The 24,814-nt window shown below is 42.7% G+C and carries 27 protein-coding genes; 18 read left to right on the plus strand and 9 right to left on the minus strand.

The genetic code is table 11. From position 1 onward, the window contains the following. From IM507_RS01015 to IM507_RS01050, 8 genes are all read left to right on the plus strand, one after another. The coding region (locus IM507_RS01015) for a proton-conducting transporter transmembrane domain-containing protein (RefSeq protein ID WP_287636352.1) at nt 1-802 on the plus strand (802 nt) is incomplete at its 5' end. After that, nucleotides 799-1,182: a Na+/H+ antiporter subunit E gene (locus IM507_RS01020; RefSeq protein ID WP_002738904.1), complete on the plus strand. Its 384-nt coding sequence runs from the start codon at nt 799-801 to the stop codon at nt 1,180-1,182. The genes IM507_RS01015 and IM507_RS01020, both read left to right, overlap by 4 nt. Next, the gene (locus IM507_RS01025; RefSeq protein WP_123231219.1) at nt 1,179-1,430 is read left to right on the plus strand and encodes a hypothetical protein; all 252 of its coding nucleotides are present in this window, start codon (nt 1,179-1,181) and stop codon (nt 1,428-1,430) included. The genes IM507_RS01020 and IM507_RS01025 overlap by 4 nt, the downstream gene beginning before the upstream one ends. Continuing rightward, nucleotides 1,427-1,696 (plus strand): monovalent cation/H(+) antiporter subunit G, encoded by a 270-nt coding sequence (locus IM507_RS01030; protein WP_002738537.1) that lies wholly within the window; start codon nt 1,427-1,429, stop codon nt 1,694-1,696. Before IM507_RS01025 ends, IM507_RS01030 begins: the two co-directional genes overlap by 4 nt. Before the next feature lie 8 nt (nt 1,697-1,704). Beyond that, entirely contained in the window at nt 1,705-2,247 is a 543-nt protein-coding gene (locus IM507_RS01035; RefSeq protein ID WP_002738849.1) for a DUF4040 domain-containing protein, read from the plus strand. Further along, nucleotides 2,247-2,909: a Na(+)/H(+) antiporter subunit B gene (locus tag IM507_RS01040; protein WP_002738825.1), complete on the plus strand. Its 663-nt coding sequence runs from the start codon at nt 2,247-2,249 to the stop codon at nt 2,907-2,909. The genes IM507_RS01035 and IM507_RS01040 overlap by 1 nt, the downstream gene beginning before the upstream one ends. A gap of 701 nt (nt 2,910-3,610) precedes the next feature. Next, a complete protein-coding gene (locus tag IM507_RS01045; protein ID WP_004161935.1) occupies nt 3,611-4,393 on the plus strand; it encodes a pentapeptide repeat-containing protein in 783 nt (260 codons plus the stop codon). A gap of 243 nt (nt 4,394-4,636) precedes the next feature. After that, complete coding sequence (locus IM507_RS01050; RefSeq protein ID WP_287636354.1) at nt 4,637-5,089, plus strand: hypothetical protein; 453 nt, start codon at nt 4,637-4,639, stop codon at nt 5,087-5,089. Between the two features lie 17 nt (nt 5,090-5,106). On the opposite strand, the gene IM507_RS01055 is transcribed toward IM507_RS01050, so the two are convergent. Continuing rightward, a complete protein-coding gene (locus IM507_RS01055) occupies nt 5,107-5,772 on the minus strand; it encodes a ParA family protein (protein WP_002739071.1) in 666 nt (221 codons plus the stop codon). A 135-nt stretch (nt 5,773-5,907) separates the two neighbouring features. Then, complete coding sequence (gene gatB / locus IM507_RS01060; protein WP_002738351.1) at nt 5,908-7,380, minus strand: Asp-tRNA(Asn)/Glu-tRNA(Gln) amidotransferase subunit GatB; 1,473 nt, start codon at nt 7,378-7,380, stop codon at nt 5,908-5,910. Between the two features lie 610 nt (nt 7,381-7,990). Here gatB and IM507_RS01065 point away from each other — a divergent pair. Next, a complete protein-coding gene (locus tag IM507_RS01065; protein ID WP_002738729.1) occupies nt 7,991-9,520 on the plus strand; it encodes a pyruvate kinase in 1,530 nt (509 codons plus the stop codon). Nucleotides 9,521-9,831: 311 nt separating this feature from the next. On the opposite strand, the gene IM507_RS01070 is transcribed toward IM507_RS01065, so the two are convergent. Further along, nucleotides 9,832-10,026 (minus strand): hypothetical protein, encoded by a 195-nt coding sequence (locus IM507_RS01070; protein ID WP_002738625.1) that lies wholly within the window; start codon nt 10,024-10,026, stop codon nt 9,832-9,834. Nucleotides 10,027-10,262: 236 nt separating this feature from the next. Here IM507_RS01070 and IM507_RS01075 point away from each other — a divergent pair, with 236 nt between their 5' ends. The 4 genes from IM507_RS01075 to IM507_RS01090 all read left to right on the plus strand — a co-directional run bounded on the left by IM507_RS01075 (nt 10,263) and on the right by IM507_RS01090 (nt 13,444). Then, complete coding sequence (locus IM507_RS01075; protein WP_002738922.1) at nt 10,263-10,838, plus strand: hypothetical protein; 576 nt, start codon at nt 10,263-10,265, stop codon at nt 10,836-10,838. A 1-nt stretch (nt 10,839) separates the two neighbouring features. Beyond that, nucleotides 10,840-12,519: a glycosyltransferase family 39 protein gene (locus IM507_RS01080; RefSeq protein WP_042791003.1), complete on the plus strand. Its 1,680-nt coding sequence runs from the start codon at nt 10,840-10,842 to the stop codon at nt 12,517-12,519. A gap of 11 nt (nt 12,520-12,530) precedes the next feature. Continuing rightward, nucleotides 12,531-12,740, plus strand: coding sequence for a hypothetical protein (locus IM507_RS01085; RefSeq protein WP_002739214.1), 210 nt, complete (start codon nt 12,531-12,533; stop codon nt 12,738-12,740). Between the two features lie 305 nt (nt 12,741-13,045). Next, a complete protein-coding gene (locus IM507_RS01090) occupies nt 13,046-13,444 on the plus strand; it encodes a hypothetical protein (RefSeq protein WP_002738634.1) in 399 nt (132 codons plus the stop codon). Nucleotides 13,445-13,550: 106 nt separating this feature from the next. Here IM507_RS01090 and IM507_RS01095 read toward each other — a convergent pair whose 3' ends face one another. From IM507_RS01095 to rpmH, 5 genes are all read right to left on the minus strand, one after another. Beyond that, nucleotides 13,551-14,045 (minus strand): Jag family protein, encoded by a 495-nt coding sequence (locus tag IM507_RS01095; RefSeq protein WP_002739254.1) that lies wholly within the window; start codon nt 14,043-14,045, stop codon nt 13,551-13,553. Beyond that, entirely contained in the window at nt 14,045-15,193 is a 1,149-nt protein-coding gene (gene yidC, locus IM507_RS01100; RefSeq protein ID WP_002742604.1) for a membrane protein insertase YidC, read from the minus strand. Before yidC ends, IM507_RS01095 begins: the two co-directional genes overlap by 1 nt. 84 nt (nt 15,194-15,277) lie before the next feature. Beyond that, the gene (locus tag IM507_RS01105) at nt 15,278-15,673 is read right to left on the minus strand and encodes a PH domain-containing protein (protein ID WP_002763099.1); all 396 of its coding nucleotides are present in this window, start codon (nt 15,671-15,673) and stop codon (nt 15,278-15,280) included. Further along, nucleotides 15,663-16,025 (minus strand): ribonuclease P protein component, encoded by a 363-nt coding sequence (gene rnpA / locus IM507_RS01110; RefSeq protein WP_002738574.1) that lies wholly within the window; start codon nt 16,023-16,025, stop codon nt 15,663-15,665. The genes IM507_RS01105 and rnpA overlap by 11 nt, the downstream gene beginning before the upstream one ends. Nucleotides 16,026-16,051: 26 nt before the next feature. Beyond that, a complete protein-coding gene (gene rpmH, locus IM507_RS01115; protein ID WP_002739276.1) occupies nt 16,052-16,189 on the minus strand; it encodes a 50S ribosomal protein L34 in 138 nt (45 codons plus the stop codon). A 91-nt stretch (nt 16,190-16,280) separates the two neighbouring features. Between rpmH and IM507_RS01120 the strand changes: the two genes are divergently transcribed. Together IM507_RS01120 and IM507_RS01125 are read left to right on the plus strand one after the other, a co-directional pair. Further along, a complete protein-coding gene (locus IM507_RS01120) occupies nt 16,281-18,245 on the plus strand; it encodes an amylo-alpha-1,6-glucosidase (protein WP_287636357.1) in 1,965 nt (654 codons plus the stop codon). Nucleotides 18,246-18,335: 90 nt separating this feature from the next. Then, nucleotides 18,336-18,977: an HAD-IA family hydrolase gene (locus tag IM507_RS01125; protein WP_069475576.1), complete on the plus strand. Its 642-nt coding sequence runs from the start codon at nt 18,336-18,338 to the stop codon at nt 18,975-18,977. A 94-nt stretch (nt 18,978-19,071) separates the two neighbouring features. Here IM507_RS01125 and grpE read toward each other — a convergent pair whose 3' ends face one another. Further along, the gene (gene grpE, locus IM507_RS01130; RefSeq protein ID WP_002738986.1) at nt 19,072-19,794 is read right to left on the minus strand and encodes a nucleotide exchange factor GrpE; all 723 of its coding nucleotides are present in this window, start codon (nt 19,792-19,794) and stop codon (nt 19,072-19,074) included. Between the two features lie 240 nt (nt 19,795-20,034). Between grpE and IM507_RS01135 the strand changes: the two genes are divergently transcribed. The 3 genes from IM507_RS01135 (at nt 20,035) to IM507_RS01145 (ending at nt 24,658) form a co-directional block, all read left to right on the plus strand. After that, nucleotides 20,035-22,050 (plus strand): GspE/PulE family protein, encoded by a 2,016-nt coding sequence (locus tag IM507_RS01135; protein WP_130758087.1) that lies wholly within the window; start codon nt 20,035-20,037, stop codon nt 22,048-22,050. A gap of 145 nt (nt 22,051-22,195) precedes the next feature. Next, nucleotides 22,196-23,302, plus strand: coding sequence for a type IV pilus twitching motility protein PilT (locus tag IM507_RS01140; protein ID WP_123231223.1), 1,107 nt, complete (start codon nt 22,196-22,198; stop codon nt 23,300-23,302). A 141-nt stretch (nt 23,303-23,443) separates the two neighbouring features. Beyond that, the gene (locus tag IM507_RS01145; RefSeq protein WP_287636359.1) at nt 23,444-24,658 is read left to right on the plus strand and encodes a type II secretion system F family protein; all 1,215 of its coding nucleotides are present in this window, start codon (nt 23,444-23,446) and stop codon (nt 24,656-24,658) included. Nucleotides 24,659-24,814 lie beyond the last annotated feature (156 nt).

A 24,814-nucleotide genomic window follows, 5' to 3' on the forward strand; every position in this document is an offset into this window, starting at 1 on the left:
GGAATCGGAAACCTCTGTCTCGGCGCTGATGTCAGGGGTGGTGGTAAAAGCGGGCATTTTTCCCCTCCTGCGCTGTGCTTTAATCCTAGAGGATTTGGATGGACTAATTCGGCTTTTCGGGGTGCTAACGGCGATTTTTGGCGTGTCATACGCAGTGTTTGAAAAGGATAGCAAGCGGATGTTAGCCTTCCATACTATTTCCCAGTTAGGTTTTATTTTAGCTGCCCCGGTAGTCAGTGGTTTTTATACCCTTACCCACGGTTTAGTTAAATCTTGCCTATTTCTGTTAGCGGGAGTTTTGCCCAGTCGCAATTTTAAAGAATTACAGCAACAATCGATCCCTAATTCCCTCTGGATTGCCCTAGTGGTTGCTAGTTTTTCTATCTCTGGATTCCCCCTATTATCCGGTTTTGGGGCGAAAGCATTAACGATGAAAAATTTAGTTCCTTGGCAAGAGATTATGATCAATCTTGTGGCGGTGGGGACGGCGATTTCCTTTGCTAAATTTATCTTTTTACCCCACGCCGGTGGCGAAAGTAAACAGAAGCTAACTATCGGTTTCTGGATAGCAATAATTCTGCTCCTTGCCGCCCTATTTTTATCCAATGCCGTCTATGTTGAAGCTTATAATATCCCCAATATTATCAAAGCTTTAGCTGTCATTGGTGCCGGGTGGTGGTTATATCTGGGAGTTTTCAAAAAGTTATCCCTAAAATTATCGCGGGTCTGGGAACAATTTGATCATCTCATCGGTATGATGAGTATAATGTTAGTTCTATTATTTTGGATGGTCTTAGCATGATCGGACATATAATTCTGCGTTTAACTATGTGGTTTTTGCTCACCGCTAATTTTACCCCCGCTAATATTATGATCGGGGTGGCTATTGCTTTTCTTTTGCCCCGTAATTTCGCCTCTAGCGAAACTTTAGGCGATTGGTTAAAGGTAATAATTAAAGTCTTTATAGCTATTCCCCAAGCTTATAAAGAAGCGTTTGAAATTATCTTTCGTCCCCACAAGGAAGAAGAAATTATTTTAGAGAGAATTTCGGGTAAACGTTCACCCAGATTGGCTTTTTGGGATATATTTCTCATTACCTTTACCCCGAAAACTATCGTCACCGAATATAAGGAAAATGAGGGTTATGAAGTTCATGTAATTAAACGGAGTACCCAGGGATGAATATTGTTATCATTGCCATGATTGTCGCCCTATTAATTCCCCTTTATGAAGTGGCAAAAAATGATGACATCTGGCAAAAAATGGCCGCCTTTGCCAGTGCTTCCAGTAAATCATCGATTATTATTCTAGTGGTGTCGGTTCTGCGGGATGATTGGATGATTGGAGTGGTAGGAGTGATTATTCTCAGTGTTGGTAATGCCGGTTTTATGTTATTAGCACAAATTCTTAAACGATTGAACGAATCATGATTGACATTTTCAGTTATATCTGCATCGCTATCGGAGTTTTTTTCTGGTTTTGGGGAACGGCGCATCTTTTAGACAAGCGCTCGGTATTATATAAATTACATGGTCTATCTGTCGCTGATACTTTGGGTTCGATGGCGATTATTTTCGGGCTACTTTTGAAAGTTCCCCATAATTGGCCTTTATTATTATTGGCAATAATTTCCCTAGCAATTTGGAACACCATGTTAGGCTACGTTTTGGCTTATACTTCTAGCGATCGAGAGTAGAATTAAAGATGAATGAAAGTTATCTCTATGTTATTGTTGCCCTCTTGCCTTTAACTGCGGCGATGGTGATGTTACAATCTAATCCCTACCAAGCTTTAGTAATTCGCGGGGTTTTAGGGGCAATAGCCGCTTTAGTTTATGCTTTATTAGGGGCAGCAGATGTATCTTTAACCGAAGCTTTGATGGGAACCATGTTAGCCGTAACTCTCTACGCGGTGGCGATTCGTTCCTCTTTAGTGATGCGTTTAGGAGTAATTGCCGAGGAAACCGATACAGTTTTAGAACAGTTAAAAACTCAACTACAAACGGTTTTAAGTAAACGTTTTATGCGTTTAGAATTAGTTGCCTACAGTGATAAACAAGCTTTGCAACAGGCACTTATAGATAAGGATATTCATGCCGTCTGTATCCGTCAAGACAATCCAGAAACCATCCCCTACGAAACCACAATTAGATTACCCTATCTCTACGATATTTTTAAAAATGAATTAACGGCAGCCAACACGATTTTAACTTGTATTGAAACCCCAAAATTAGAGGAGAAACACTAATGAAATGGATTTATACTCTAGCCGCTATTGCCTTCGCTGTCAAAATGGTAATTATTCCCAATACTGCTTCCTCTATATCATCCTTAGAAATTGTTGAATCCCTGGTGCGCGATGGCGGTGTTCCTAATGCGGTTTCGGTGGTTATTTTTCGTAATCGTCTCTACGATACCATCTATGAAGTGGTTGTTTTTACCATTGCCATTATGGGGGCGAATTTTCTTTTAGCCACCGAAAAACCCGCCAGTAAAATCCATCAATTTACCGACCAACCTTCAATTATTTTAGCCCGTTTAGGGTCAACAATTGCCGCTTTAGTGGGCATTGAATTAGCTATCCGCGGACATTTAAGTCCGGGGGGAGGTTTTGCCGCTGGAGTCGCCGGAGGTACGGCAATTGGCTTAATAGCAATTACCTCGTCTCCCGAATGGATGCAAGCAATTTATCGCCGTTGGCAAGCGGCAACATGGGAGAAAATTTCCGTCTTAGTTTTTATTGTTTTAGCCGCCATTACTCTCTCAGGATTTGAGTTACCCCACGGGGAATTAGGGGCGCTATTTAGTGGGGGTATTTTACCGATACTAAACATTTTAGTCGCCGTTAAAGTAGCTTTAGGTTCTTGGGCAGTAATCCTCGTTTTTATCCGTTATCGCGGTTTATTGTGAGAGGTTAATATAGTCATTTCAATTAAGATTGGGCTCTTCTAGGTTCTGTGTGATAAGTTTAATTGACATAATGATCGATCGATCTTTGTGTCCTTTGTGTCTTTGTGGTTCGTTCCACCCCCTCGCTCTTGAGAAATGTATCTTAGAATACATTTTACCCACCAAAGCTGGGAGAGCCAAGATTGAGAATATCAATGTCGGGGTAAGCGCATCTTAACAATCCTTGACAAAATGAACTTTATGTGAGTTGCTTACCCAGAGGACGATTCAAGCATATTTGAGTAGAATTTACCATCTCAATTGTTAAGCAAAAATAGACCAAATGGGTCGATTTCCTAACTATTCTAATCGACTGGTATCACTTGAAAGTCCCACGCGGATCACAAAATTGGCCAATTGTCAATAGCGTTTGAGACGCTTTCACCCTGCTCGCTTCCCCACTTCTCTCTCCCTAACCCCCAACAGCACAAATTAAGTTTTGTATCAAAAACTTGCTAATTTTGCTGTTATGTGCTATACAGTTACGCATCAAAACAGGATAGAAAAACGAGATTTTCTTAATTACCAGACATTTTCTCAAATTTTATGGCAACTCTCCCAGAGTCAAATTATCCTGAAAGAAATCCTCTCCTAGAAAATCCGACAAGACTCAGAGAAATTGTAGCCATTAATGCTTTTATCCTTGTATTAGGACTTCGATAATGAAAGAATTGGAGCGATACTATAAAGTTTTAGGGTTAGATCACGGGGCATCTCTCGACGAGATCAATCAAGCCTACAAAGATTTGGTGTTTATTTGGCATCCCGATCGCATTCCCAAAGATAATCAGCGTCTTTTGGAAAAAGCCACCGCTAAACTGCAAGAAATTAACCAAGCTAGGGAACAATTGCGGCAAATTCATCAAAATTCTCCTAAACGCTCCAATTCCGCCCCTAAAACTGAAACACAGCCCGCCCACGCCTATAAAACTGCTTCTCCCTATCAGCCTCACCCTAGCCAACCCGGCCAAAATTCCCAAACCCACAGTCATAAAACCCACAGTCAACAAACCCATAGTCAACACAGCCACTCCCAGAATAACCATCAGGTTCACAATCATGGCGCCTGGCGCCCTCACTATCGGGATTTAAACGGAGCCGATTTACAGGGAGCTAACCTGAAAGAAAAAGATCTCTCTAGTCGCAGTCTCATCGGGGCTGATTTAAGCCATGCCGACTTAAGCGATAGTTTCCTGCACAAAATTAACCTAGAAAAAGCTAATCTGTACAAAGCTAATCTTTTTCGCGCCAATCTCCTCGAAGCGAACCTTAAAGGCGCAAATTTACAGGAAGCCAATCTCATCGGGGCGGATTTAAGCGGGGCGGATCTGTCGGCGGCGGATTTACGCGGGGCAAAAATTGGCTTTGGTAAGCGTATTATGGTGAAATTAACCGGGGCAATTTTAACAGGAACAATTCTCCCCGATGGTTCGATTCATCAATGAATAACCTCCTGCTAATTTTGATTTTTCTGGTTCTTCGGTTTGTCTTATGCAATAGACGGGAGTTATAAGGGATGGAACCCTTATAGAGAAAGACATTGGGCGATTTTTGTCAATTGTTTTTTATCTAAAGCAAACTAATCAATTAAATCCCTTACCAGATAAAGATTTTGTTGATTTATGCCCCCCTATCGAACCATAACAAGTAACGAAGAGCCATTTTTCTTTAATAGGAACTATCACCTGATGGGCATTTATTACACAATCGCTGCTGTTTTTCTAGGGATGCAATTAGCCACAGGAGAAAATTTATCGGCGGCAAACCCTGATTTTCTCCAGCTGCAGAAAGCTTTAGAAAAACACAATTTCATCGTCAAAATTGCCCCGCCACCAGCACGAGGAGCCTACGGTTTATTTGATAGTAAAACTAGAATTATTTGGATTCATCCCCTAGTTTTTGACTTAGGTATTGCCCGACCAACATTAATTCATGAAGCTGTCCATGCCGCTCAACTTTGTCATGGAGGCAAAACAGTTAAAGCTCTTAATTTAGCCATAGAACCACCAGCAATGACCAGAAGATTTTTTATGAATTATCAGGGTTTTAGCAGACAAATCGAAGCCGAAGCCTATACTATTCAAGTTCAGCCCGATGGTCTAGATTTAGTCATTTCTTTACTACAAAAATATTGTCCTTAGAAAACCTGTTCATAAATCTACCAATCCCGTTCTAATTCTTCGGCCACACGACGATAATCGGCGCTGGCTTCCTGGGCATTTTTACCGCGCCAATTGGTAATAGCAACCCCGTCTAAAACGGCCTTTTCGTGGGCCTTATAATTTCTGACAAAAGCATGACAGGCAGGAATACCTAATTCTAATAGAGTATTTTGTGCTTCTAAAGTTTCCTTAAGACTACGAGAATCCACTTTTGTTAACAAAACCCGATAGGCAATTCCTAGGGGTTTAACTGCCGTGCGTACCGTGTCAATTAAAGCCATTAAATCCATCGGTGCGGGAGGAGTCGGTAAAATTAAATAATCTGATTCTGCTATTACTGCCGTAAGTAATTCGGAGCGCAAAGCTGGTGGTGTGTCAATCACGATCAGATCATACTCGATAATTTGACGCAATTCTCCTAATTTCTCTGTATTAATTTGCTTGGCTAAATCAAATACCATACCCGCTTGATTTCTTTCTACCCACCAAGTGGAGGAACCCTGCGGATCCGCATCCACAAGCAAAACACGCTGATTCTGTCCCCAAATTGCCGCTAAATTAACCGCAGTGGTGGTTTTACCCACACCACCTTTACCGTTGACAACAGCGAGAATTTTTGGGCTATTAGGCTTTAATTGCGAGGTTGTTGGGGAATTTGGCATTTTCAGTTATCAGTTATTTTAGCTCTCAGGAGACAGGAGACAGTATTCGGGAGAGTGTTTTTATTTATTCTCCCCCCTCCCCAATTCATAATTCATAATTCATAATTTCTACTGATTACTGATCACTGAATATAACTAACCAGAAAGTTTTTGATCTAAGATTTGGCTAGTTAATTTAGGATCGGCTTTACCGCCGCTTTTTTTCATGACTTGACCGACAAAAAATCCCTTAAGATTGGTTTTACCCGCCCGGAATTTTTCTAACTCGCTTGGATGGGCAGCGATAATTTCCTCGATCAGTTTTTCGATGGCAGAAGTGTCAGAAATTTGTATTAATCCTTTCTTTTCCACCAGCGCTTTGGGTGAACCGCCCTGGGTGAGAAGTTCGGGTAAAATTTCCTTAGCAATTTTACCACTAATTGTTCCCGTTTCAATCAGTTTAACTAATTCAGCTAAGTCTGACGCTTGCAGGGCAATTTCCGTGATCATCAGCTTATTATTATTCAAATAAGCGGCGATATCTTGACTGATCCAGTTAGCGACTAATTTCGCATTGGCCCCCGCAATTACGGCAGTTTCAAAATATTCGGCCACGGTGCGATCATCGGTCAAAACCCTGGCATCGTAGGGGGAAAGACCAAATTCTTCTTCATAACGACGACGTTTACGAGCGGGTAATTCCGGTAATTCTTCTGCCCAAGCTTTTAACTGTTCGGGGGAGACTTCTAGGGGGGGTAAATCCGGTTCGGGAAAATAGCGATAATCGCTAGAACCTTCTTTTTTCCGCATACTAATCGTCCGTTGAGTAGCTTCTTCCCAAAGACGGGTTTCCTGTACAATTAGTTCGCCATTTTCGATCGCTTCAATTTGTCGATCAATCTCGTATTCTATGGCTTTTTGGATAGCACTAAAGGAGTTCATATTTTTAATTTCTACCTTAGTCCCGAACTTTTTAGTGCCTTTTTTGCGAACAGAAATATTGACATCGCAGCGCAGGGAACCTTCCTGCATATTACCGTCACTGATGCCGAGATAACGCACTAAACGCCGTAATTCTTGGGCATATTCCGCCGCTTCGGCCCCGGTGCGTAAATCCGGTTCCGAGACGATCTCCAATAATGGTACACCTGTACGATTAAAATCCACGAGGGAATGGGTGGAACCGGAGAGACGTTCGCTGCCAGCATGAACCAGTTTTCCCGCGTCTTCTTCCATGTGCAGACGGGTAATGCCGATAATTTTGCGGCTAACTTCCTTAGTTTTTTTATCGACGATCTCGATTTCTAGTTGACCCTGTTCGACAATAGGGAGATCATACTGGGAAATTTGATAATTTTTCGGCAGGTCGGGATAAAAATACTGTTTGCGATCGAATTTGCTATGAGGTGTAATTTTACCATCGATAGCTAATCCCAGTTTAACGGCACTGGCCAGGACTTCTTGGTTAAGGACGGGTAATACCCCCGGATAACCCAAACAGATGGGACAGACGTTAGTATTGGGGGGACTATCGAAGTTGGTGGGACAGGGACAAAATATCTTGCTTTTGGTGTTGAGTTGACAGTGGGTTTCTAAACCGATAATTGCTTCGTATTCAGTGGCAGACATATTTTCTCGCTCTCGCCGACACAGGAATGATCTGTTTAATCATTATAGTCGCGATTCTGGATCATTCCCTCCCTTCATAAAACTTAATACTGTAGTTACTAATAACTTTATGCACCTTTAATATAGCTCAAAAAAGATAATTGATTCAACCAATGTCCGCCATTATTTTAATAATATCAAAGGTATAAGACAGGGAAGCTTATCGATAATTTTTCACCGATAAACCTAGCTTTTCTAGTAGCGACCACCGACCAGCGACTCCCGAAAACGAAAACTTCCCACCTCACCATGAAGATAACCGACATAAATCGTAGCAAAAATTAACTTCTAGAGGCGGGATATTCGCTTAGTATAGAAACAGAGAGATTATGTCCAAGAACTGACCCCATAGCCGGACAAAAGCAATATAAGCGGCGAAAGTGAGCATTTTCTAGGCAAATATTGCCTTAGTAAGTAGGTGGATGTTAAAAATTGTCAGATACCTCCCTTATTAAGGGGGGATCGGCACCCCCCTTATCAAGGGGGGCAGGGGGGATCAAGGACAAAATCTATCTTCAATTTAATTGAAACCACTTACTTAATTGACGATTTTTACTTTTTACTTAATTTTATGTCTTTAACTCTCTCAGAACAACTCAAACGAGAACAATTATCCTACCCTCAAACTCTCCTCCATCATCTGCAAAAGTTACGGCATTTTGTAACAGTGGAAGGAGAGGAGAAATTGCAGCAGTGGAAAAACCTGATTGAAAAGGATAATTTTCAACCTAGCACCCGTAATTTAGCCTATTATCTCGCCCTGAGACAAGAAGATATCCGGGATTTACAATTAGCTTTAATGCCCTGGGGATTATCTTCCCTAGGCCGGATTGAATCGAAAGTTTTACCGACTCTCGATGCGGTAATTGCCACTTTAGGGGCGGTTTGTCATCAAGAAGCCTCATTATTACCCAAACATCCCCCTTTAGAGGCATTTTTCCAAGGAGATCAACTTTTAGCCTCCCATAGCGCCGAAGTTTTTGGTCTGTCTTCCCCCCGGCGTCGGGTGCGAATTATGGTGACAATGCCGACGGAGGCGGCAACCGACCCCGATTTTATCGCCCAATTACTGCGTTGCGGGATGGACTGTATTCGCATTAATTGCGCCCATGATAGCCCGAAAGAGTGGCAGGGAATGATTGAAAATCTGCGCGAGGCAGTCAAAAATCCCGAAAATTTAGTCAATGGACATACCTGTAAAGTTTATATGGACTTAGCCGGTCCAAAAATCCGTTTAGAACAGATTTTAGCTCCCCAGTCCCAAACCAGACTATATCAAGGGGATTTTCTCCTCTTAACCACCCAACCGCCCCATACTGCCCATCCTCAGTATTTTCAGGCTAATTGTTCCCAACCGGAAATTATTCCCCAAATTCCCGTCGGGGCGAAAGTTTGGATTGATGATGGTCATATTGGGGCTGAAGTTATTGCCATAATGCCAGAAGGTCTTTTACTAAAAATTACCCACGCCAGGGAGAAAGGGGAAAAACTCAAAGCAGATAAGGGACTAAATTTCCCCGATACCGTCTTAAATATCGATCCTTTGACCGCAAAAGACCGGCAAGATTTAGATTTTATTGCCGAAAATGCCGATATTATCGGTTACTCTTTTGTACAAAAAGCCAGCGATATCGAGACACTACAGCTAGAGTTACAAAGTCGTTTGGGGGATGCTTGGCGACAAAAAGCAATTGTGGCCAAAATAGAAACACCTTTAGCCGTGAAAAATCTACCCGAATTAATCATCCATGCCGCCGGTAAACAACCTTTTGGGGTGATGATTGCCCGGGGTGATTTGGCTGTAGAAATTGGCTATCAAAGATTAGCAGAAATTCAAGAGGAAATTCTCTGGTTATGCGAAGCGGCCCATATTCCAGTAATTTGGGCTACCCAAGTCCTAGAAAATCTGGTCAAGAAAAGTATTCCCTCCCGGGCCGAGATTACCGATGCCGCTATGGCCGAAAGGGCCGAATGTGTCATGCTGAATAAGGGGGAATATATCCGCGAAGCGGTGACAATTCTCGATGATGTTTTACAAAGAATGCAGACCCACCAAGCTAAAAAAACGCCCCAATTACGCGCTCTCCATTCTTGGGTTTAGGCAGTTTCAGTTATCAGTTATCAGTTATCAGTTATCAGTTATCAGTTATCAGTTATCAGTTATCAGTTATCAGTTCACTGTTTACTGTTTACTGTTTACTGATCACTGAAAAAACTACCCACTCCCCCACACCTTGGCTCTTCTAGGTTCTGTGTGATAAGTTTAACTTACATAGGATCGATCTTTGTGTCCTTTGTGTCTTTGTGGTTCGCTCCACTCCCTCGCTAGGAGTAATGTATCTTAGAATACATTTTACCCACCAAACCTGGGAGAGCCACACCTTTTCAACAGGATTGAGAATCAGAGGCAAATTAACGCATATTATTGACCGCACCACTAACCAAACCAGCGCTAACATAGCGACCATAACCATCAAGACGGTTTTGTTGAGCGATTCGGGAGGGATTATTGACGAGATCGGCAACTCCCACACCCATCATCACCACGGAGATAACTGCGATTAAGTAGTTACGGACAAAAGTTGGATTTTGGTGGCTGACTAACATGGTTGTTACCTCTCTTTCCTGTCGATAACCTTAGAATACGAGAGGGTTTGGGGTGATGTCAGTCCCATAATTCCGGGTGACAGAAGTGGAAAAAAGTGGAATCCACAGACAAGCTATGATTTTTTGTCGATTAGAATCGGTAGATAGGGAATCGGGAACAGGAAAAGGGCAATATTCGTCATTAATCTGGTTAAATAATCAGTAAATTGCCTAAAAACTCAGATATTCTCCAGAATATGACCTTAGAAACCGCGATTATGACCATAAAATTTTTCTGGCCTTTAGTTTTAGGATTATCTATTGTTATTATTGACAATGGGCAATATTTGAGAGCAGAAACGGTAACTTTGAGCGCCAGTCAACGCCAACAACTGCGATCGCTAGATGCTAAGATTATTTTACCTAACTATATCCCTCCTGGATTTCGGGCCAGCGAGATTAAAATCCTCGCAGAAGAGGGGAAAGGATACGCAGTCCTCTTTGAAAATGCCGAGAATAGCTGTTTTTTGGTGGAAGGAATCGAAAACGCCAGGGGCGATGATGGTTTAGAATTAGAGGGAACCCTAGCGCTCAATTCCCCACTATTTGGAGAAGGATACTGGCTTAATTATGGTACACCCAAAGACTCGGAATTAAGGCAACAATTTCCCGAACCCGATTTGTATTCCGATTGGATGAAAATGGGAGAATATTTTTATCGTCTCAGTGGGGCATTAATTGCCCGGGAGGAGTATGATTATCCTAATTGCCGTCAAGATATTTCCCCATCGGAAGCGGTTAAAATAATCGAATCTTTTGGAGATAACAATTAAATTGAATTTATCTACAGTCATTTCTAATCTACAACAAAAAGGCAAGGAGCGGTTAGCTTGGTCTGATTTTTTTGGGTTAGGATTAGTAATAATTTTGGGACTGGTTATTAGGTTAACACAATTAACGAGCAAACCTCCCTGGACGGATGAATTTGCCACTATGGTTTTTAGTATTGGCAATAATTACCAGATAGTGCCGTTAAATCAAATAATTTCCCTAGACACTTTATTAGCACCTCTCCAGAGCAACCATCAGGCAACTATTGCCGATGTAATTAAATTAGTTATTCAGGAGGACAATCATCCACCTTTATATTTTATTTTCGCCTATTTCTGGAATAAATTATTCTTTGATCGGGGAGAATATGTATCCTTAGCAGGAATGCGAGCGCTGGCAGTATTTTGGGGAGTTATTTCGATTCCTCTAATTTATTTTATCAGTAAATTGGTCTTTAAATCTGGCTCGATCGCTTTTCTTGCGGCGATTTTAATGGCGGTTTCTCCCTACGCGGTTTTTATCTCCCAAGAAGCGCGTCATTATACTTTAGCGGTTGTATTTGTCCTCATATCTTTAGGCTGTTTTCTGAGGGCAAGCAGCAAAATTATCGACCATAAGAGAATATCCCATACTTTGGTTTTTTTCTGGTTAATTGTCAACTGTCTAGGGTTATTAGTCCACTATTTTTTTAGTTTAACTATCCTAGCGGAAGTGCTAACTTTATTATGGATTTTATTCAATCAAATCAAACAAAAAAACTTTTGGATAACTAATTGGTGGCGTTTAAGTTTAGTTTTTTTAGGTAACTTGAGCTTTATTATTATTTGGTTTATCAGCTTTGTACCCAAAGATTATGGCAATCAGATGACTGGTTGGATTCAGAGAGACAATGATAGTTTTTTAGCCGTAATTAGCCCCCTTTTTCAGTTACTGGGAACATTAATAACTATGCTTTCCCTGCTCCCCGTTGAATCAGAATCTTTAATAATTATCTTGATTTCTGGGGCAATAATGATCGGTTTTTTTCTCTGGATTATCCCACAATTAAAAACAGCATGGCTAGACTCCTATAAACCAGAATTAGGCATTCTCTCGGCATTTTTTCTCAGTTCAATTGCCATTTTCTTTGTCATCACTTATCTGCTTTCGATCGATATTACCCGGGGAGCTAGATATAGTTTTGTTTACTTTCCCTCGGTAATTTTAATTCTGGCAATTTTATTAGACAATTGTTGGCAAAGGCAGCAGAAAAGAATAGTAATTATTGTAATTATCATGGCTTTAGTTAGTTCCCTAAGTGTGACTTTTAATTTAGGCTATCGTAAGTATTATCGCCCAGATAAATTAGTTACCACTATCGAAAATAATAGCCGTTATCCGTTAGTAATTGCCACTAGCTATAGGAGTTTGGTGCAGGTGGGAGAAATGATGGGAATTGCTTGGGAATTTAACCAAAGATTTCCCGATAAAAACCCTAAGTTTATCTTAGTTAACCCAGAAGAAAAGCCAAATTTTAATCGGTCATCTTCTCCCCCTTTTGAATTATGGTTAATCAATTTCCATTCTTCAATAGATTTATCGGACTGTCAACCTTCAGAGTTGTCCTCCAATTATGTAACAGGTTATCAATATCAAAAGTTTCTCTGTGGGCGATCGATGGATTATAATAATAAAGTTAAGTAGGGCTATTAACTATGATTATTTGGGTAAATGAACAGATTGATCCCTGTGGTTTAGTACAAGCTTGTATTGCCTGTCAAGACGAACAAGCGGCAAAAGATTGTCATCAAAGTTGGTTAACCAGTCTTACGGACGAACAAAAACAAGCGGGGTGGGTGGCAGTTTTAAGAACCGTAGAATCTTGGGATGATGTACCAGTAAATGCTCTGAAGTTAAGTTATTAACTAGGGTTTGCGGCAAAAAGTTTTGCGTGGGTGTGGGGTGTTTTTAAAGTTGAATAGGGAGTTAATCCCACTATTAACAACGTCAATCGATGACAAAATTTTGGCTGCCAGAGCTTTGAGAGCAAAAACAGGCGAAAAGACAGAAGAGAAAGGAGATATCTGGCTAAAATAACGTCAGTTCGGGTTAGGCAGATTTTGCCATGACTTTCAGGAAAGAATAGGACTGACTGGCTAAGGTAAAATTAGGGTTTCGGCTTATCTTGAACTGAGGTTAAAATAAAAAATATTTCAGTTATCAATTTTTCATGAATATCAGACAAGAAATCACTTTATTGATGATGTGCATGGCATTTTCGAGTACATTTTTCGGTGAGGTTTTCGCTGCTCCACGTCTTGACTGGCACAGTGCCGATTTTGAAGGTCTGCGAGTAATTGCCGAGTCAGCTTGGAAGACCGAATACGAAGCAAAGAAACGCGGGGAAGAACTACACTTCAAATATGGATTTCAAAATCTGGGTATTCTTTGGATTCCTTACTATAGTAATCTATCGGGAAAATCGCTCTATCAAACAATTATCGTTCCAGAGGGCAATTGTGATCGATTTTTACAAGAGAATATTCGACGAATCAATCGCGATGCCTACTGCTTTACACCCAGTAATCGTGGTTTAGCCCCCAATCGTCGAGGTGGTCGGATTTTCTAATTTTATATCTCCCTGGCTGTGGTAATTCTCAACTCAATTTTAGAGTGAGCAAGAAGGCTAAAGCCTAAAATAAAAAAGAGGGCAGGTTTTACCCCACCCTTTGATCTTATTTTAAACGAATTACTAACCGGCGATCGGGTTCCACGCCGCGACTTTCCGTGGTTAAATCGTTTTCTTCCTGAAAAAAGGCATGGATTTGGCGACGTTCCGCCGAAGATAGGGCTTTTAATTCTATTTCCTGTCCTGTTTGCCGCACTTGCGTCGCCGCTTGATTAACCCAGTCGAAAAGTTCTGACTGTCTTTGTTGACGATAGCCATTGATTTCGACAATATAGAACTGATGTTCTGCCGACTCGACACCAATATTCAGAATCGTATTAGCTAGGGATTGAATCGCATCCAGTCCCTCACCCTTGTTAGCGAGGAGAAGTTCCACTTGTTGGGGACTCAATTGACTGCTATCAATAATTAACCAACAGGAGGAAGGTCCAGTTCCCAATTCCTGCACACCAATCTGGACATCTGTGGGCATGGCCATCAACTTTAGCAGTTTTTCCAGCCATTGTTTAGCTTTCTCGCTATTTTGCTCCCATATACTCATTACGATGTTTTTTCCTTTTTCTTGCTAGAACGTTTTTCAAAGGGGAGAGCATCGCGGGATTTTTCCGTTTTTTCCTGTTCCGCTACCAATTTTTGCAGGTTTTCCGGTAAAGGTTCCCGCATCAAAATCACCGTTTGAATAGTTTGGAAGATGTTCGCAGTTAAGATATACATCAATACCCCCGCCGGTAAGGGGAAAAACAGGAACATCATACTAAAAATTATCGGGGTGATTTTATTCACCGTTTGCTGTTGTTGGGCTGCTCCCCCCGAAGGAGCGCCGGCGCCGGATAACTCTTGGTTAACATAGATACTAATACCGAAAGCGATCACCATCGCCAAGATATCCCAGTGAATTTCACCATTGGCACCGGTTGCCCCAATTCTTCCCAGGGCCTCAATAAAGAGAAAACCCGTATTAGCGGCAATCCCCGGCACGATAACTTTAATACTGGCATCTCCGGGGGCTAAAGCGACGATAGAACCGTCTTCATTAACTTGCACCAGTTCTTGACCTTTAACCACCTCGTAGGTGGGTTTTAGGTTATTTTCGGGTGCTTCCGTGGCTAATTGGCCCAAAGACTTGCCCTGGTCGTTTTGCAGGTCGATTTTTACCTGTTCTCCCGGGGCGATTTTATTGCCTTGGGGTAAAAAAGCGGTGATGGGATAGTGGAGAGACTCGTCAATATAAACGTTTTGGGGTTTGGTGCCATAGGGTTGGCGCTGCACCAGGGCGATTTGTTCGCTCGGCAACACCTGTAAATCGACGGTGTAGTTAATATCGGAGAAGGGGGAACCCCGCAGCGTCGCAAATAAAGCCAAAAGAATCGGCATTTGTAATAACAGGGGTAAACAACCGGCTAGGGGATTGCCCAACTCCTGCATTAATTTGCCCATTTCCTCCTGTTGTTTTTGGGGGTCATTTTTGTAGCGTTGTTGAATTTCTGCCTGTCTTTCCTTCATCAAGGGTTGAGTGATTCGCATTTTTCTCATATTGCGAATCTGGCCGGCGCTGAGGGGAAAGACAGCAAATCTGACCACCAGCGTTAAAGCAATGATGGCGAAACCGTAACTATGCACAATCCGAAAGAAAAAATCTAGGATTGGCAACATGATATTTGTGGAAATAAATCCGACTCCAAAATCCATGGCTTTAATCTATGCCTTCTCGTTTAATGGGGGTTCACTTTGACAAATCTAATTTATCGAATCGCGGCGATCGATTATTTTGTTTTATTGACTGATGATCGATTCTAGGGGACGACCGGTTTTATCGGCGACTCTTTCGGCAATGTAGTCATGAATTTCCCGGAATTTCGGCATCGCGCGCATTTCTAAACGACTTCTATCCTTGAGAGTTACGACAATATCCCCCCAAATACCAATTCCTCTCGGCATTTTTGCCACTTTTGCCACTTCTGAATAGATAATATCTGTGCGATCGCGTCCCATCCAACCCCCAGTGATTGAAATCCGCCGATCGGTTATCTTATATCTTAACCAGATTGCCCGCACCACTGCCCCAACGGTTAAAGGTAAACAAATCACTGTAAATCCTAGCAGTATATTGATGATTAGGTCGCCGATGTGCGGACCGCCTTCATAAAAAGTTTCTTCTTTAATGCCCATGAATTATATTGGCCTTCACTAACAACTGCTTTAATTCTCGCAAAAAATGTTCATAATTGCACTCGATCGCCCCGGGACGGATAATGATTATTCCTCGCCATCCTGTCGCTATTTCTGGCAATAACTGCCGAATTACCGCTCTTATTTGCCTTTTTAGTCGATTACGAACCACCGCTTTTTTACTAACTTTCTTGCTAATCGAGATGCCAAAACGACTGGGAAGAGGCTTATCCGGGCCAGAATCCTCTAAACTAATTAAGGTTAAGTGGGAACCGTGATAACGCTTCCCTGTTCCATAGACAGCTTGAAAATCCTGTCGATGTTTTAAGCGATGAACTTGGGGTAATCCCACGAAAATTAGTCGGTTCCCAGAATAACCTAAACACTTAAACGATAGCGTCCTCTTTTCCGACGAGCTTTAATCACTTTACGTCCGTTGACGCTACGCATTCTCGCTCTAAATCCGGAAGTGCGCTTCTGTTTGCGCGTGGTTCCTTCTAAAGTACGTTTACTCACTGCTGATTTTTCTCCTTAAGATAGAGTTAGTCTATAGATATTAAAGACACAATTTTTGATTATAACAAAATTCCTAGGAATTTGGAAGCCTATGGTCAAGCTCCGTTTTGGTCGAGATATCTGTAATTGTCTCCCGGTGGCTGAAAAGCGCGAATGGTTAGTCACTAATGGTATTGGGGGTTTTGCCGCGGGAACTGTGGCCGGATTGCTAACGCGCTGTTATCATGGCCTGTTGATCGCTGCTTTGGCTCCACCGACGCAAAGAACGCTTCTTGTGACTAAAATCGATGAATCGGTACAATATAACCAGAAACTCTATCATCTGGCCAGCAATCGCTGGTTAGGTGCTACGATCGAACCACAAGGCTATATTAATATCGAAAGTTTTCATCTGGAAGGGACAATTCCCGTCTGGACTTTTATCTGTGGGGATGCCTTACTAGAAAAGCGTATCTGGATGGAACAGGGAGAAAATACCACCTATACCCGCTATACCTACCTTCGCGGCAATTCTCCTTTAACCCTGAATCTGACTGCTTTTGTCAATTATCGTGATTTTCACGGCAATACCCAGGGTTTTAACTGGCAAATGGCTATTAGTCCCCTAGAAAAAGGAGTAAGAGTGATTGCCTATGACAATGCTGTACCTTTTTATCTATTAATCAGTCAAGGAGAGGTTTTTCCCGCTCATATCTGGTATTATCGCTTTGATTTGGCTGTGGAACGTTATCGTGGTTTAATCGATCGGGAAAATCATCTCCATGCCGCCAGTTTTTCGGCTACTCTTAAAGTGGGAGAATCGGTGACAATTGCCGCTAGTACCCGTCCCGATCCCAGTTTAGACGGTCAATCTTCTCTAGAGTCTCGCTATCGCTACGAAAATAGTCTGATTAATCCCCAGCAGCCGCCATGGATTCAACAACTTACCCTCGCTGCCGACCAGTTTATCGTTAGTCGTCCTCTCCGGGATCAACCGGATGGCAAAACGATAATCGCGGGTTATCCTTGGTTTGGTGATTGGGGTCGCGATACGATGATCTCCCTAAGAGGATTAACTTTGACTACAGGCAGATCTGCGATCGCCCGTCAGATTTTACTAACTTTTTCCCGTTATCTAGACCGGGGTTTATTGCCCAATTTACTGCCCGATGGCGGAGAAATGCCCGAATATAACGCTGTCGATGCTATTCTTTGGTATTTTGAAGCCATTCGTTCCTATTTTAACCAAAGCCAAGATTTTGAGTTTCTCAGAACTATTTATCCCGCTTTAACGGAAGTGATCGCTTGGTTTCGTCGCGGTACTCGCTACAATATTCACCTAGATGACGATGGTTTGATCTATGCCGGCGAAACGGGAGTACAGTTAACTTGGATGGATGCCAAAGTTGATGATCTGGTGATTACTCCCCGCATCGGCAAACCCGTAGAAATTAATGCCCTTTGGTTCAATGCCCTAAAAATTATGGTTCAATTTGCCCATTATTTGGGCATGGATGCCACTGATTACGAAAAAATGAGAGAAATGACCTTAAAAGGGTTTTCTCGCTTCTGGGACGATTCTCTAGGGTACTGTTACGATGTTTTAGATACGGACAAGGGTAATGATGCCAGTTTACGACCGAATCAACTTTTTGCCCTGTCTTTGTCGGTGGAGGAGTTATTAAATTCCCCACAGAAAAAGGCCATTCTCGATATTTGTGCTTTAAAACTTTTGACTTCTCGCGGTTTGCGATCGCTAGATGTGGATCATCCTGATTACCTTGGCGTTTACAGTGGCGATCGCTTAAAAAGAGATAGTGCCTACCATCAGGGGACAGTCTGGGGATGGTTATTAGGGGCATTTATCGAAGCCCATCTAAAAGTCTATCGCGATCCCATCCTAGCCCAGAGTTTTTTAACACCGATGATTGACCATCTTCGGGATAGCTGTATCGGTAATTTAAGTGAAATTTTCGATGGTAATGCTCCTTTTACTCCTAGGGGTGCTTTTGCCCAAGCATGGACGGTGGCAGAGGTATTAAGGGTTTGGCAAGGGATCCAAGAATTTCGGCCATAATCCTTTAAAATAAGCAATGGTTAGGTGTGTTAAACCCCCCAAAAGACCGACCCTAAAAACCTCAGTTAGACCGTTAAAGACAAAACTCTTATGCAGAAACCGCAAGTTATTTTTCTCGATGCTGTGGGAACCCTTTTTGGGGTAAAAGGCAGTGTCGGAGGAATTTATAGTCAAATAGCGGCGGATTTTGGGGTAGAGGTGGCGGCCGAGAGTCTAGAACAGTCTTTCTTGGCTATTTTCCCCACTTCTCCCCCCCTAGCTTTTCCTAAGGTTGAACCGGCACAAATTCCTGAGTTAGAGTATCGCTGGTGGCGATCGCTGACTGGGGCAGTTTTTAATAATTTAGGTTATCTGGGAAGATTTCCCGATTTTGAGGCTTTTTTTGGCGAACTTTATCATCATTTTGCCACGGCCGAGCCTTGGGTGCTGTACGAGGATGTCATTCCCGCTTTAAGACTCTGGCAGATTCAGGGGATCGAGTTGGGCATTATTTCTAATTTTGATAGTCGTATCTACCAAGTTTTGGCCGAATTAGGCTTAGAATATTTTTTTCGATCGATCACGATTTCTTCCCAGACAGGAGCAGCTAAACCCGATCGGGAAATTTTTCAAATTGCCCTGCAAAAACATGATTGTCCCCCCGCACAAGCTTGGCATATTGGCGATAGTAAAAAAGAAGATTACCAAGGAGCAAAAGCCTTGGGTATAGAAGCGTTTTTAATTAAAAGATAAAAGCAAGAAAAAGTCTTTCAGTGGGAAGAGGGGATAGGGAGGAAACACATATCCCCAAAACCAAAATATCTGAACACTTTTTGATGTGGAGGTGTTAGAGGGATTCCTGGGATGGAATGGAAGGAGATTCGGACTGATCAGCGTTAGGATCTGTCTCTTTGGGGGCGGCCACTTTTACCAAAGCATGACGCAAAACATCTTCTCCGAGAGTGTATCCTCGCACTAGCTGCTCGACTACCGTGCCTTCGGGATGTTCATCGGTGTACTCCCGCATCATCGCTTCGTGGTAGCTAGGATCAAAGGGTTGACCTTCCGGACGCATGGGGGAAACGCCCAAACGCTTGAGACTGTCCACTAAGGTTTTATAGACCCCTTGGTAACTCTTGTGAATACCCATCTCGCCATCGTTAGCTGGTTTAATTTGAGTACGAGCGCGCTCAAAATTATCCACCACACCAAGAATTTCCATCAGGGTTTTGCCCTTGATTTTTGTTTCCAGTTCCTCTTTTTCCTTGGCCGTGCGTTTGCGAAAATTGTCGAACTCGGCTGCTAGAGTGATATAGCGTTTCTTATAGGCATCAACCTGTTGGGTTTGTTCCTCTAACTGCTGTTTGAGAGTATCAATTTCCTCTTGTAGAGTATCGATAGTCATTCCACCTAGAAAGGAAAATTCCTCGCTAGAGGCGGCCTTGTCCGTCACCGTTTTGGCTTCATCGGTGACACTGGCTTCTGATTCGTTTGTAGGAGATTCAGGGGAATTAGAAGAGGATTCTTGGTTTTCGTCGAAAATTGCCGAGGTATTTGGTTCTGCACTCATGGTATAGGATTTTAGTGGGGAATTTGGCAATATATGACCATTTAATGCTGATTTTGGTCTTTAAGTACCAGCTAATAATCAAGGTTTAACCCTTAATGTAACATTTTGTGGACAAGATCCGTAACCAGATATAAGCGGCCCCGATAGATAATCAGTGATCTAGAAAAATTTTTGCTAGAATGCAGTTTTCTCAGTAAAATTGGGAAGATTAAAGGGTAGTGAAGAGGTTAGGAATCGTCTATGACATTTTCTTCCAAGAAAACCCGTGCTGTCGCCCTACGCAATTACTTTTCCCCCTTTGGTAACAAGTTAGTGCAGTCGGGCTATATCGGTGCCGAGCAAATGCAACAGGCCCTGGTAGAAACGCGGAAATCGGGACGATCGCTAGTAGAAATATTGCAAAAACTAACCGGGCGGCCTTTGCCCCCGGATTTACAGCGACAGTATAAGAAAAACCAGTTATTTGAACTAAAAATCCTCTACGGAGTCGAATCGCTCGACCCAGAATTGAGCGATGTGGATGGACTGGAAATAGCCAGGCTGATCGATTCTTTGATTCCGATCGATCTTTGTCGTCGCTATCGTCTCATCCCCCTGCGTCGAATCGAAGGAGAGCCAGCCGCGATTTTGATAGCCATGGTCGATCCCGACAACCTCGCGGCTACTGACGATATAAATCGTATCCTCCGCCCCAGGGAGTTAGGTTTACAGCGTTTGGTGATTGCCGGGGAAGATTATGAAAGATTACTGGAAAAATTCCACTCGGCTCAATCGGAACTAGAACGGGAGAAAGCCCGACTGCAAAAAGAAAAAGAACTGGAAAAACTCTCGGATCTGACCGATATTGTCGGCAGTCTTGATTTGACCTCTGGTGTTGCTAACGATGAAGTGGCCGATGATCTCGGAGAAGGGGATGCTAATCAAGCCCCCGTCATCAACCTTGTCAATAAAATTATAGCTAAAGCTCTACAGGAAGGATCCTCCGATATTCACATCGAACCCCAAGAAGAATTCCTGAAAATTCGCTTTCGCAAAGATGGAGTTCTTCATCAAGCTTTTGAGCCACTGCCGAAAAAAATTGCCCCGGCGGTCACAGCCCGGTTTAAAATCATGGCCGATCTCGATATTTCCGAACGTCGTCTTCCCCAGGATGGTAAAATTCGGCGGATGTATCAAGGACGAAAAGTAGATTTTCGGGTTAATACCCTGCCCAGTCGCTACGGGGAAAAAGTCTGTTTAAGGATTCTCGATAACTCGGCTACCCAGTTGGGTTTAGATAAACTAATCACCGATCGAAATACTCTGCAAATCGTCCGAGACATGGCTAGTCGTCCCTTTGGTCTGTTGCTGGTGACAGGCCCCACCGGTTCAGGGAAATCCACCACTTTATACTCGGTGTTAGCGGAAAGAAATCACCCTGGGGTCAATATTAGTACGGCCGAAGACCCGATCGAATATTCTCTGCCAGGCATCACCCAGGTGCAGATAATTCGCGAAAAAGGCATGGATTTCGCCTCGATTCTGCGGGCATTCCTGCGACAAGACCCGGATGTGATTCTGGTGGGAGAAACTAGGGATAGGGAAACGGCTAAAACGGTGATCGAGGCCGCCTTAACCGGTCACTTGGTCTTAACTACCCTACACACCAACGATGCCGCAGGTGCGATCGTTCGTCTTGATAAGATGGGGATTGAACCGTTCATGATTTCTGGTTCTCTGTTGGGAATCTTGGCCCAGCGTCTCGTGCGGCGCGTCTGTACCCAGTGTCGGGTCGCCTATCACCCTAGTCAAGAGGAATTAGCCCGTTTTGGTCTTTCCGCTGCCAATGAACAGGAAGTGACTTTTTATAAGGCTAATACCCTAACTATGGAGGAAATTCAACAAGCGCGAAAACAGGGCAATCTCTGCCTTAAGTGTGCTGGCAGCGGTTACAAAGATCGCATCGGTGTCTATGAGGTAATGCAGAATAGTGAACGAATACAGCAGTTAATTAACCAAGGGGCGACAACCGATCGCATTAAGGAGGCGGCCGTTGATGAGGGCATGGTGACACTCCTAGCCTATAGTTTAAATCTGGTGCGCGAGGGTTACACCACCCTCGAAGAAGTAGAACGGGTGACACTGACCGATTCTGGTCTAGAAGCGGAATTAAAAGCCAAACGGAAAAGCGGTTTAATCTGTAGTGGTTGTCGCGCTGAACTACAACCAGAATGGCTCGATTGTCCCTATTGTATGACACCGCGATTTAGTTATTAAGACAGTTTTTCAGTTATCAGTTATCAGTTATCAGTTATGAGATTTGAGTTTTAAGTAAGGAGTATTAAGTGAGTAGTCTTAAATAGCACTTTCCCAATGTCTTTTCACTGTTCACTGATTTTACCTTATAGATGGGGTTTAACTTATGGAATTAATGATCGAAGATTTAATGGAACAATTGGTCGAGATGGGCGGTTCCGATATGCACATTCAGTCTGGGGCGCCGGTCTATTTTCGCATTAGTGGCAAACTGTCCCCGATTAATGAAGAATCTTTAACCCCGCAAGATTGTCAGAAATTGATTTTTAGTATGCTCAATAATACCCAAAGAAAAGAGTTAGAGCAGAATTGGGAATTAGACTGTTCCTACGGGGTGAAAGGATTAGCAAGATTTAGGATCAATGTTTATAAAGAAAGGGGAGCCTATGCAGCTTGTTTACGCGCTTTGTCCTCTAAAATGCCTAACTTTGAACAATTAAATTTACCAGAAGTGATCCGAGAATTATCGGAAAGACCGAGGGGATTAATTCTCGTAACTGGCCAAACAGGTTCAGGTAAAACTACCACTTTAGCGGCAATTTTAGACTTAATTAATCGGACTAGGTCTGAACATATTTTAACTGTAGAAGACCCAATTGAATACGTTTTTCCTAATATAAAAAGCCTGTTTCACCAACGACAAAAAGGAGAAGATACCAAGAGTTTTGCTAACGCACTAAGAGCAGCTTTACGGGAAGATCCTGATATTATCCTTGTGGGAGAAATGCGGGATTTAGAAACAATTAGTTTGGCAATTACGGCCGCGGAAACCGGTCACTTAGTCTTCGGAACCCTACACACTAGCTCGGCAGCGGGAACAGTGGATCGGATTATTGACGTTTTCCCCGCTAACCAACAGGCACAAATTCGCGCCATGTTATCCAATTCTTTACTAGCAGTTTTTAGTCAAAACCTAGTCAAGAAAAAAAATCCCAAACCGGGGGAATTTGGCCGGGCAATGGTACAGGAAATCATGGTGGTAACTCCAGCGATCGCTAACCTAATTCGCGAAGGAAAAGCCCCCCAAGTTTACTCGGCAATTCAAACGGGAATGAAGCTAGGAATGCAAACTATGGAACAGGGATTAGCTAATTTAGTTGTTAGCGGTGTTATATCCTTTGAAGAGGCAATTTCTAAAAGTAGTAAACCCGATGAATTACAACGTCTGGTCGCTGGGTCCGTTGCTAACGCCAAAACTAAAGCCCGTTTCTAATGATAAATACTGTTTAAAAGGCATAGGAGATTGGGGAGTACCGAAGCAGGGACAATAAATAAAAATAATCTCCTGACTCCTGATGGCTAACAGCTAACAGCTAAAAAACTGATAACTGATAACTGATAACTAATTTGTCCTATGCCTACTTTTGTCGCACAAGTTAAAAGCAGCTCTGGAAAAGTTTTCCAAGAGAAAGTTGAAGCTATGTCTCCCGATCATGCTCGAATGATACTGAAGGCAAAATATGCCGCCGTCGGTAAAGTCAAAAAAGCGGGAGAAGAGATCGATCTTTCTAGTTTAGAGTTGATATTTGCCAAGATTTCCATCAAAGATAAAGCGGTTTTTTCCCGTCAATTTTCGGTAATGATTAATGCTGGTGTGCCGATTATGAGATGTTTGGGAGTTTTGGGGGATCAATCCAGTAATCCCAAGATGAGAAAAGCACTACAAGCGATTAGCACCGACGTACAGCAAGGGAGTCCGTTATCGGAAGCGATGGCCAAACATACCGAATGTTTTGATGAACTTTATGTCAGTATGATCGAAGCTGGAGAGACGGGGGGGGTACTCGATGAAGTGCTGCTCCGTCTCTCGAAACTTTTGGAAGATATGGCCCGCTTGAAAAACCAGATTAAATCAGCGATGACCTATCCGGTAGCGGTGGGAATTTTGGCGATAATTGTGTTTTTCGGGATGACCATCTTTTTAATTCCCGTGTTTGCGAAAATTTTCACCGATTTGAAGGTGCCACTACCAGCTTTAACGCAATTTATGCTCTTTTTAAGTGGTGTGATGCGTAGTTGGTTGATTTTAATTCCGATTGTCACCATTGCTGCCACGGTTTTTTTGCTGCGTCGCTATTACAAAACCCCGATAGGTCGTCTGCAAATTGACTGGTTTTTCCTTAAAATGCCCCTTTTTGGCGATTTGAATAAAAAATCGGCTGTGGCTAGATTTTGCCGGGTTTTTGGGACTCTGACGCGTTCTGGTGTCCCGATTTTGAATTCCCTTGATATAGTTTCTAATACGGTGGGTAATCAGGTAATTGCTAATACGATCGCTAGTGCTAAGAAGGAAATTCAGCAGGGGGGAATGATGAGTTTGTCCCTACAAAAAGCCAATGTTTTCCCACCTTTGGCCATTCAAATGATTAGTATTGGTGAAGAAACAGGAGAATTAGATACCATGATGATGAAAGTGGCGGATTTCTACGAAGATGAGGTGGAACAGGCCGTTAAAGCTTTAACCAGTATCATTGAACCCTTGATGATGGTTGCTATTGGGGTGATGGTGGGAACTATTCTTGTGTCTATGTACCTACCCATGTTTAAAGTCTTCGACGCCTTGCAATAAGTTTATCAGTGATCAGTTATCAGTGACTATTGCCGGTAGCCTGAAATCAACCAGATTTTAATTTTCATCTCCTTTTATTTGATTAGGTGAATCTGTCTCTTAGGAAACTTTTGGTTGTTCAAAATTACCGGCCAGCTTTGGTTGATGATTCCTTGG

Origin of the sequence: Microcystis sp. M20BS1 (genome assembly GCF_020245305.1) — a bacterium.
Lineage (GTDB): Bacteria > Cyanobacteriota > Cyanobacteriia > Cyanobacteriales > Microcystaceae > Microcystis > Microcystis ichthyoblabe_A.

Coding starts and splice junctions, on each gene's coding strand:
- IM507_RS01140 (WP_123231223.1), top strand. CDS start 22,196: ATGGAATTAATGATCGAAGATTTAATGGAACAATTGGTCGAGATGGGC.
- IM507_RS01050 (WP_287636354.1), top strand. CDS start 4,637: ATGGGCATTTATTACACAATCGCTGCTGTTTTTCTAGGGATGCAATTA.
- grpE (WP_002738986.1), bottom strand. CDS start 19,794: ATGAGTGCAGAACCAAATACCTCGGCAATTTTCGACGAAAACCAAGAA.
- IM507_RS01025 (WP_123231219.1), top strand. CDS start 1,179: ATGAATATTGTTATCATTGCCATGATTGTCGCCCTATTAATTCCCCTT.
- gatB (WP_002738351.1), bottom strand. CDS start 7,380: ATGTCTGCCACTGAATACGAAGCAATTATCGGTTTAGAAACCCACTGT.
- IM507_RS01120 (WP_287636357.1), top strand. CDS start 16,281: ATGGTCAAGCTCCGTTTTGGTCGAGATATCTGTAATTGTCTCCCGGTG.
- IM507_RS01040 (WP_002738825.1), top strand. CDS start 2,247: ATGAAATGGATTTATACTCTAGCCGCTATTGCCTTCGCTGTCAAAATG.
- IM507_RS01065 (WP_002738729.1), top strand. CDS start 7,991: ATGTCTTTAACTCTCTCAGAACAACTCAAACGAGAACAATTATCCTAC.
- IM507_RS01030 (WP_002738537.1), top strand. CDS start 1,427: ATGATTGACATTTTCAGTTATATCTGCATCGCTATCGGAGTTTTTTTC.
- IM507_RS01055 (WP_002739071.1), bottom strand. CDS start 5,772: ATGCCAAATTCCCCAACAACCTCGCAATTAAAGCCTAATAGCCCAAAA.
- IM507_RS01145 (WP_287636359.1), top strand. CDS start 23,444: ATGCCTACTTTTGTCGCACAAGTTAAAAGCAGCTCTGGAAAAGTTTTC.
- IM507_RS01095 (WP_002739254.1), bottom strand. CDS start 14,045: ATGAGTATATGGGAGCAAAATAGCGAGAAAGCTAAACAATGGCTGGAA.
- yidC (WP_002742604.1), bottom strand. CDS start 15,193: ATGGATTTTGGAGTCGGATTTATTTCCACAAATATCATGTTGCCAATC.
- IM507_RS01075 (WP_002738922.1), top strand. CDS start 10,263: ATGACCTTAGAAACCGCGATTATGACCATAAAATTTTTCTGGCCTTTA.
- IM507_RS01105 (WP_002763099.1), bottom strand. CDS start 15,673: ATGGGCATTAAAGAAGAAACTTTTTATGAAGGCGGTCCGCACATCGGC.
- IM507_RS01090 (WP_002738634.1), top strand. CDS start 13,046: ATGAATATCAGACAAGAAATCACTTTATTGATGATGTGCATGGCATTT.
- IM507_RS01020 (WP_002738904.1), top strand. CDS start 799: ATGATCGGACATATAATTCTGCGTTTAACTATGTGGTTTTTGCTCACC.
- IM507_RS01045 (WP_004161935.1), top strand. CDS start 3,611: ATGAAAGAATTGGAGCGATACTATAAAGTTTTAGGGTTAGATCACGGG.
- IM507_RS01070 (WP_002738625.1), bottom strand. CDS start 10,026: ATGTTAGTCAGCCACCAAAATCCAACTTTTGTCCGTAACTACTTAATC.
- IM507_RS01035 (WP_002738849.1), top strand. CDS start 1,705: ATGAATGAAAGTTATCTCTATGTTATTGTTGCCCTCTTGCCTTTAACT.
- IM507_RS01085 (WP_002739214.1), top strand. CDS start 12,531: ATGATTATTTGGGTAAATGAACAGATTGATCCCTGTGGTTTAGTACAA.
- IM507_RS01125 (WP_069475576.1), top strand. CDS start 18,336: ATGCAGAAACCGCAAGTTATTTTTCTCGATGCTGTGGGAACCCTTTTT.
- IM507_RS01135 (WP_130758087.1), top strand. CDS start 20,035: ATGACATTTTCTTCCAAGAAAACCCGTGCTGTCGCCCTACGCAATTAC.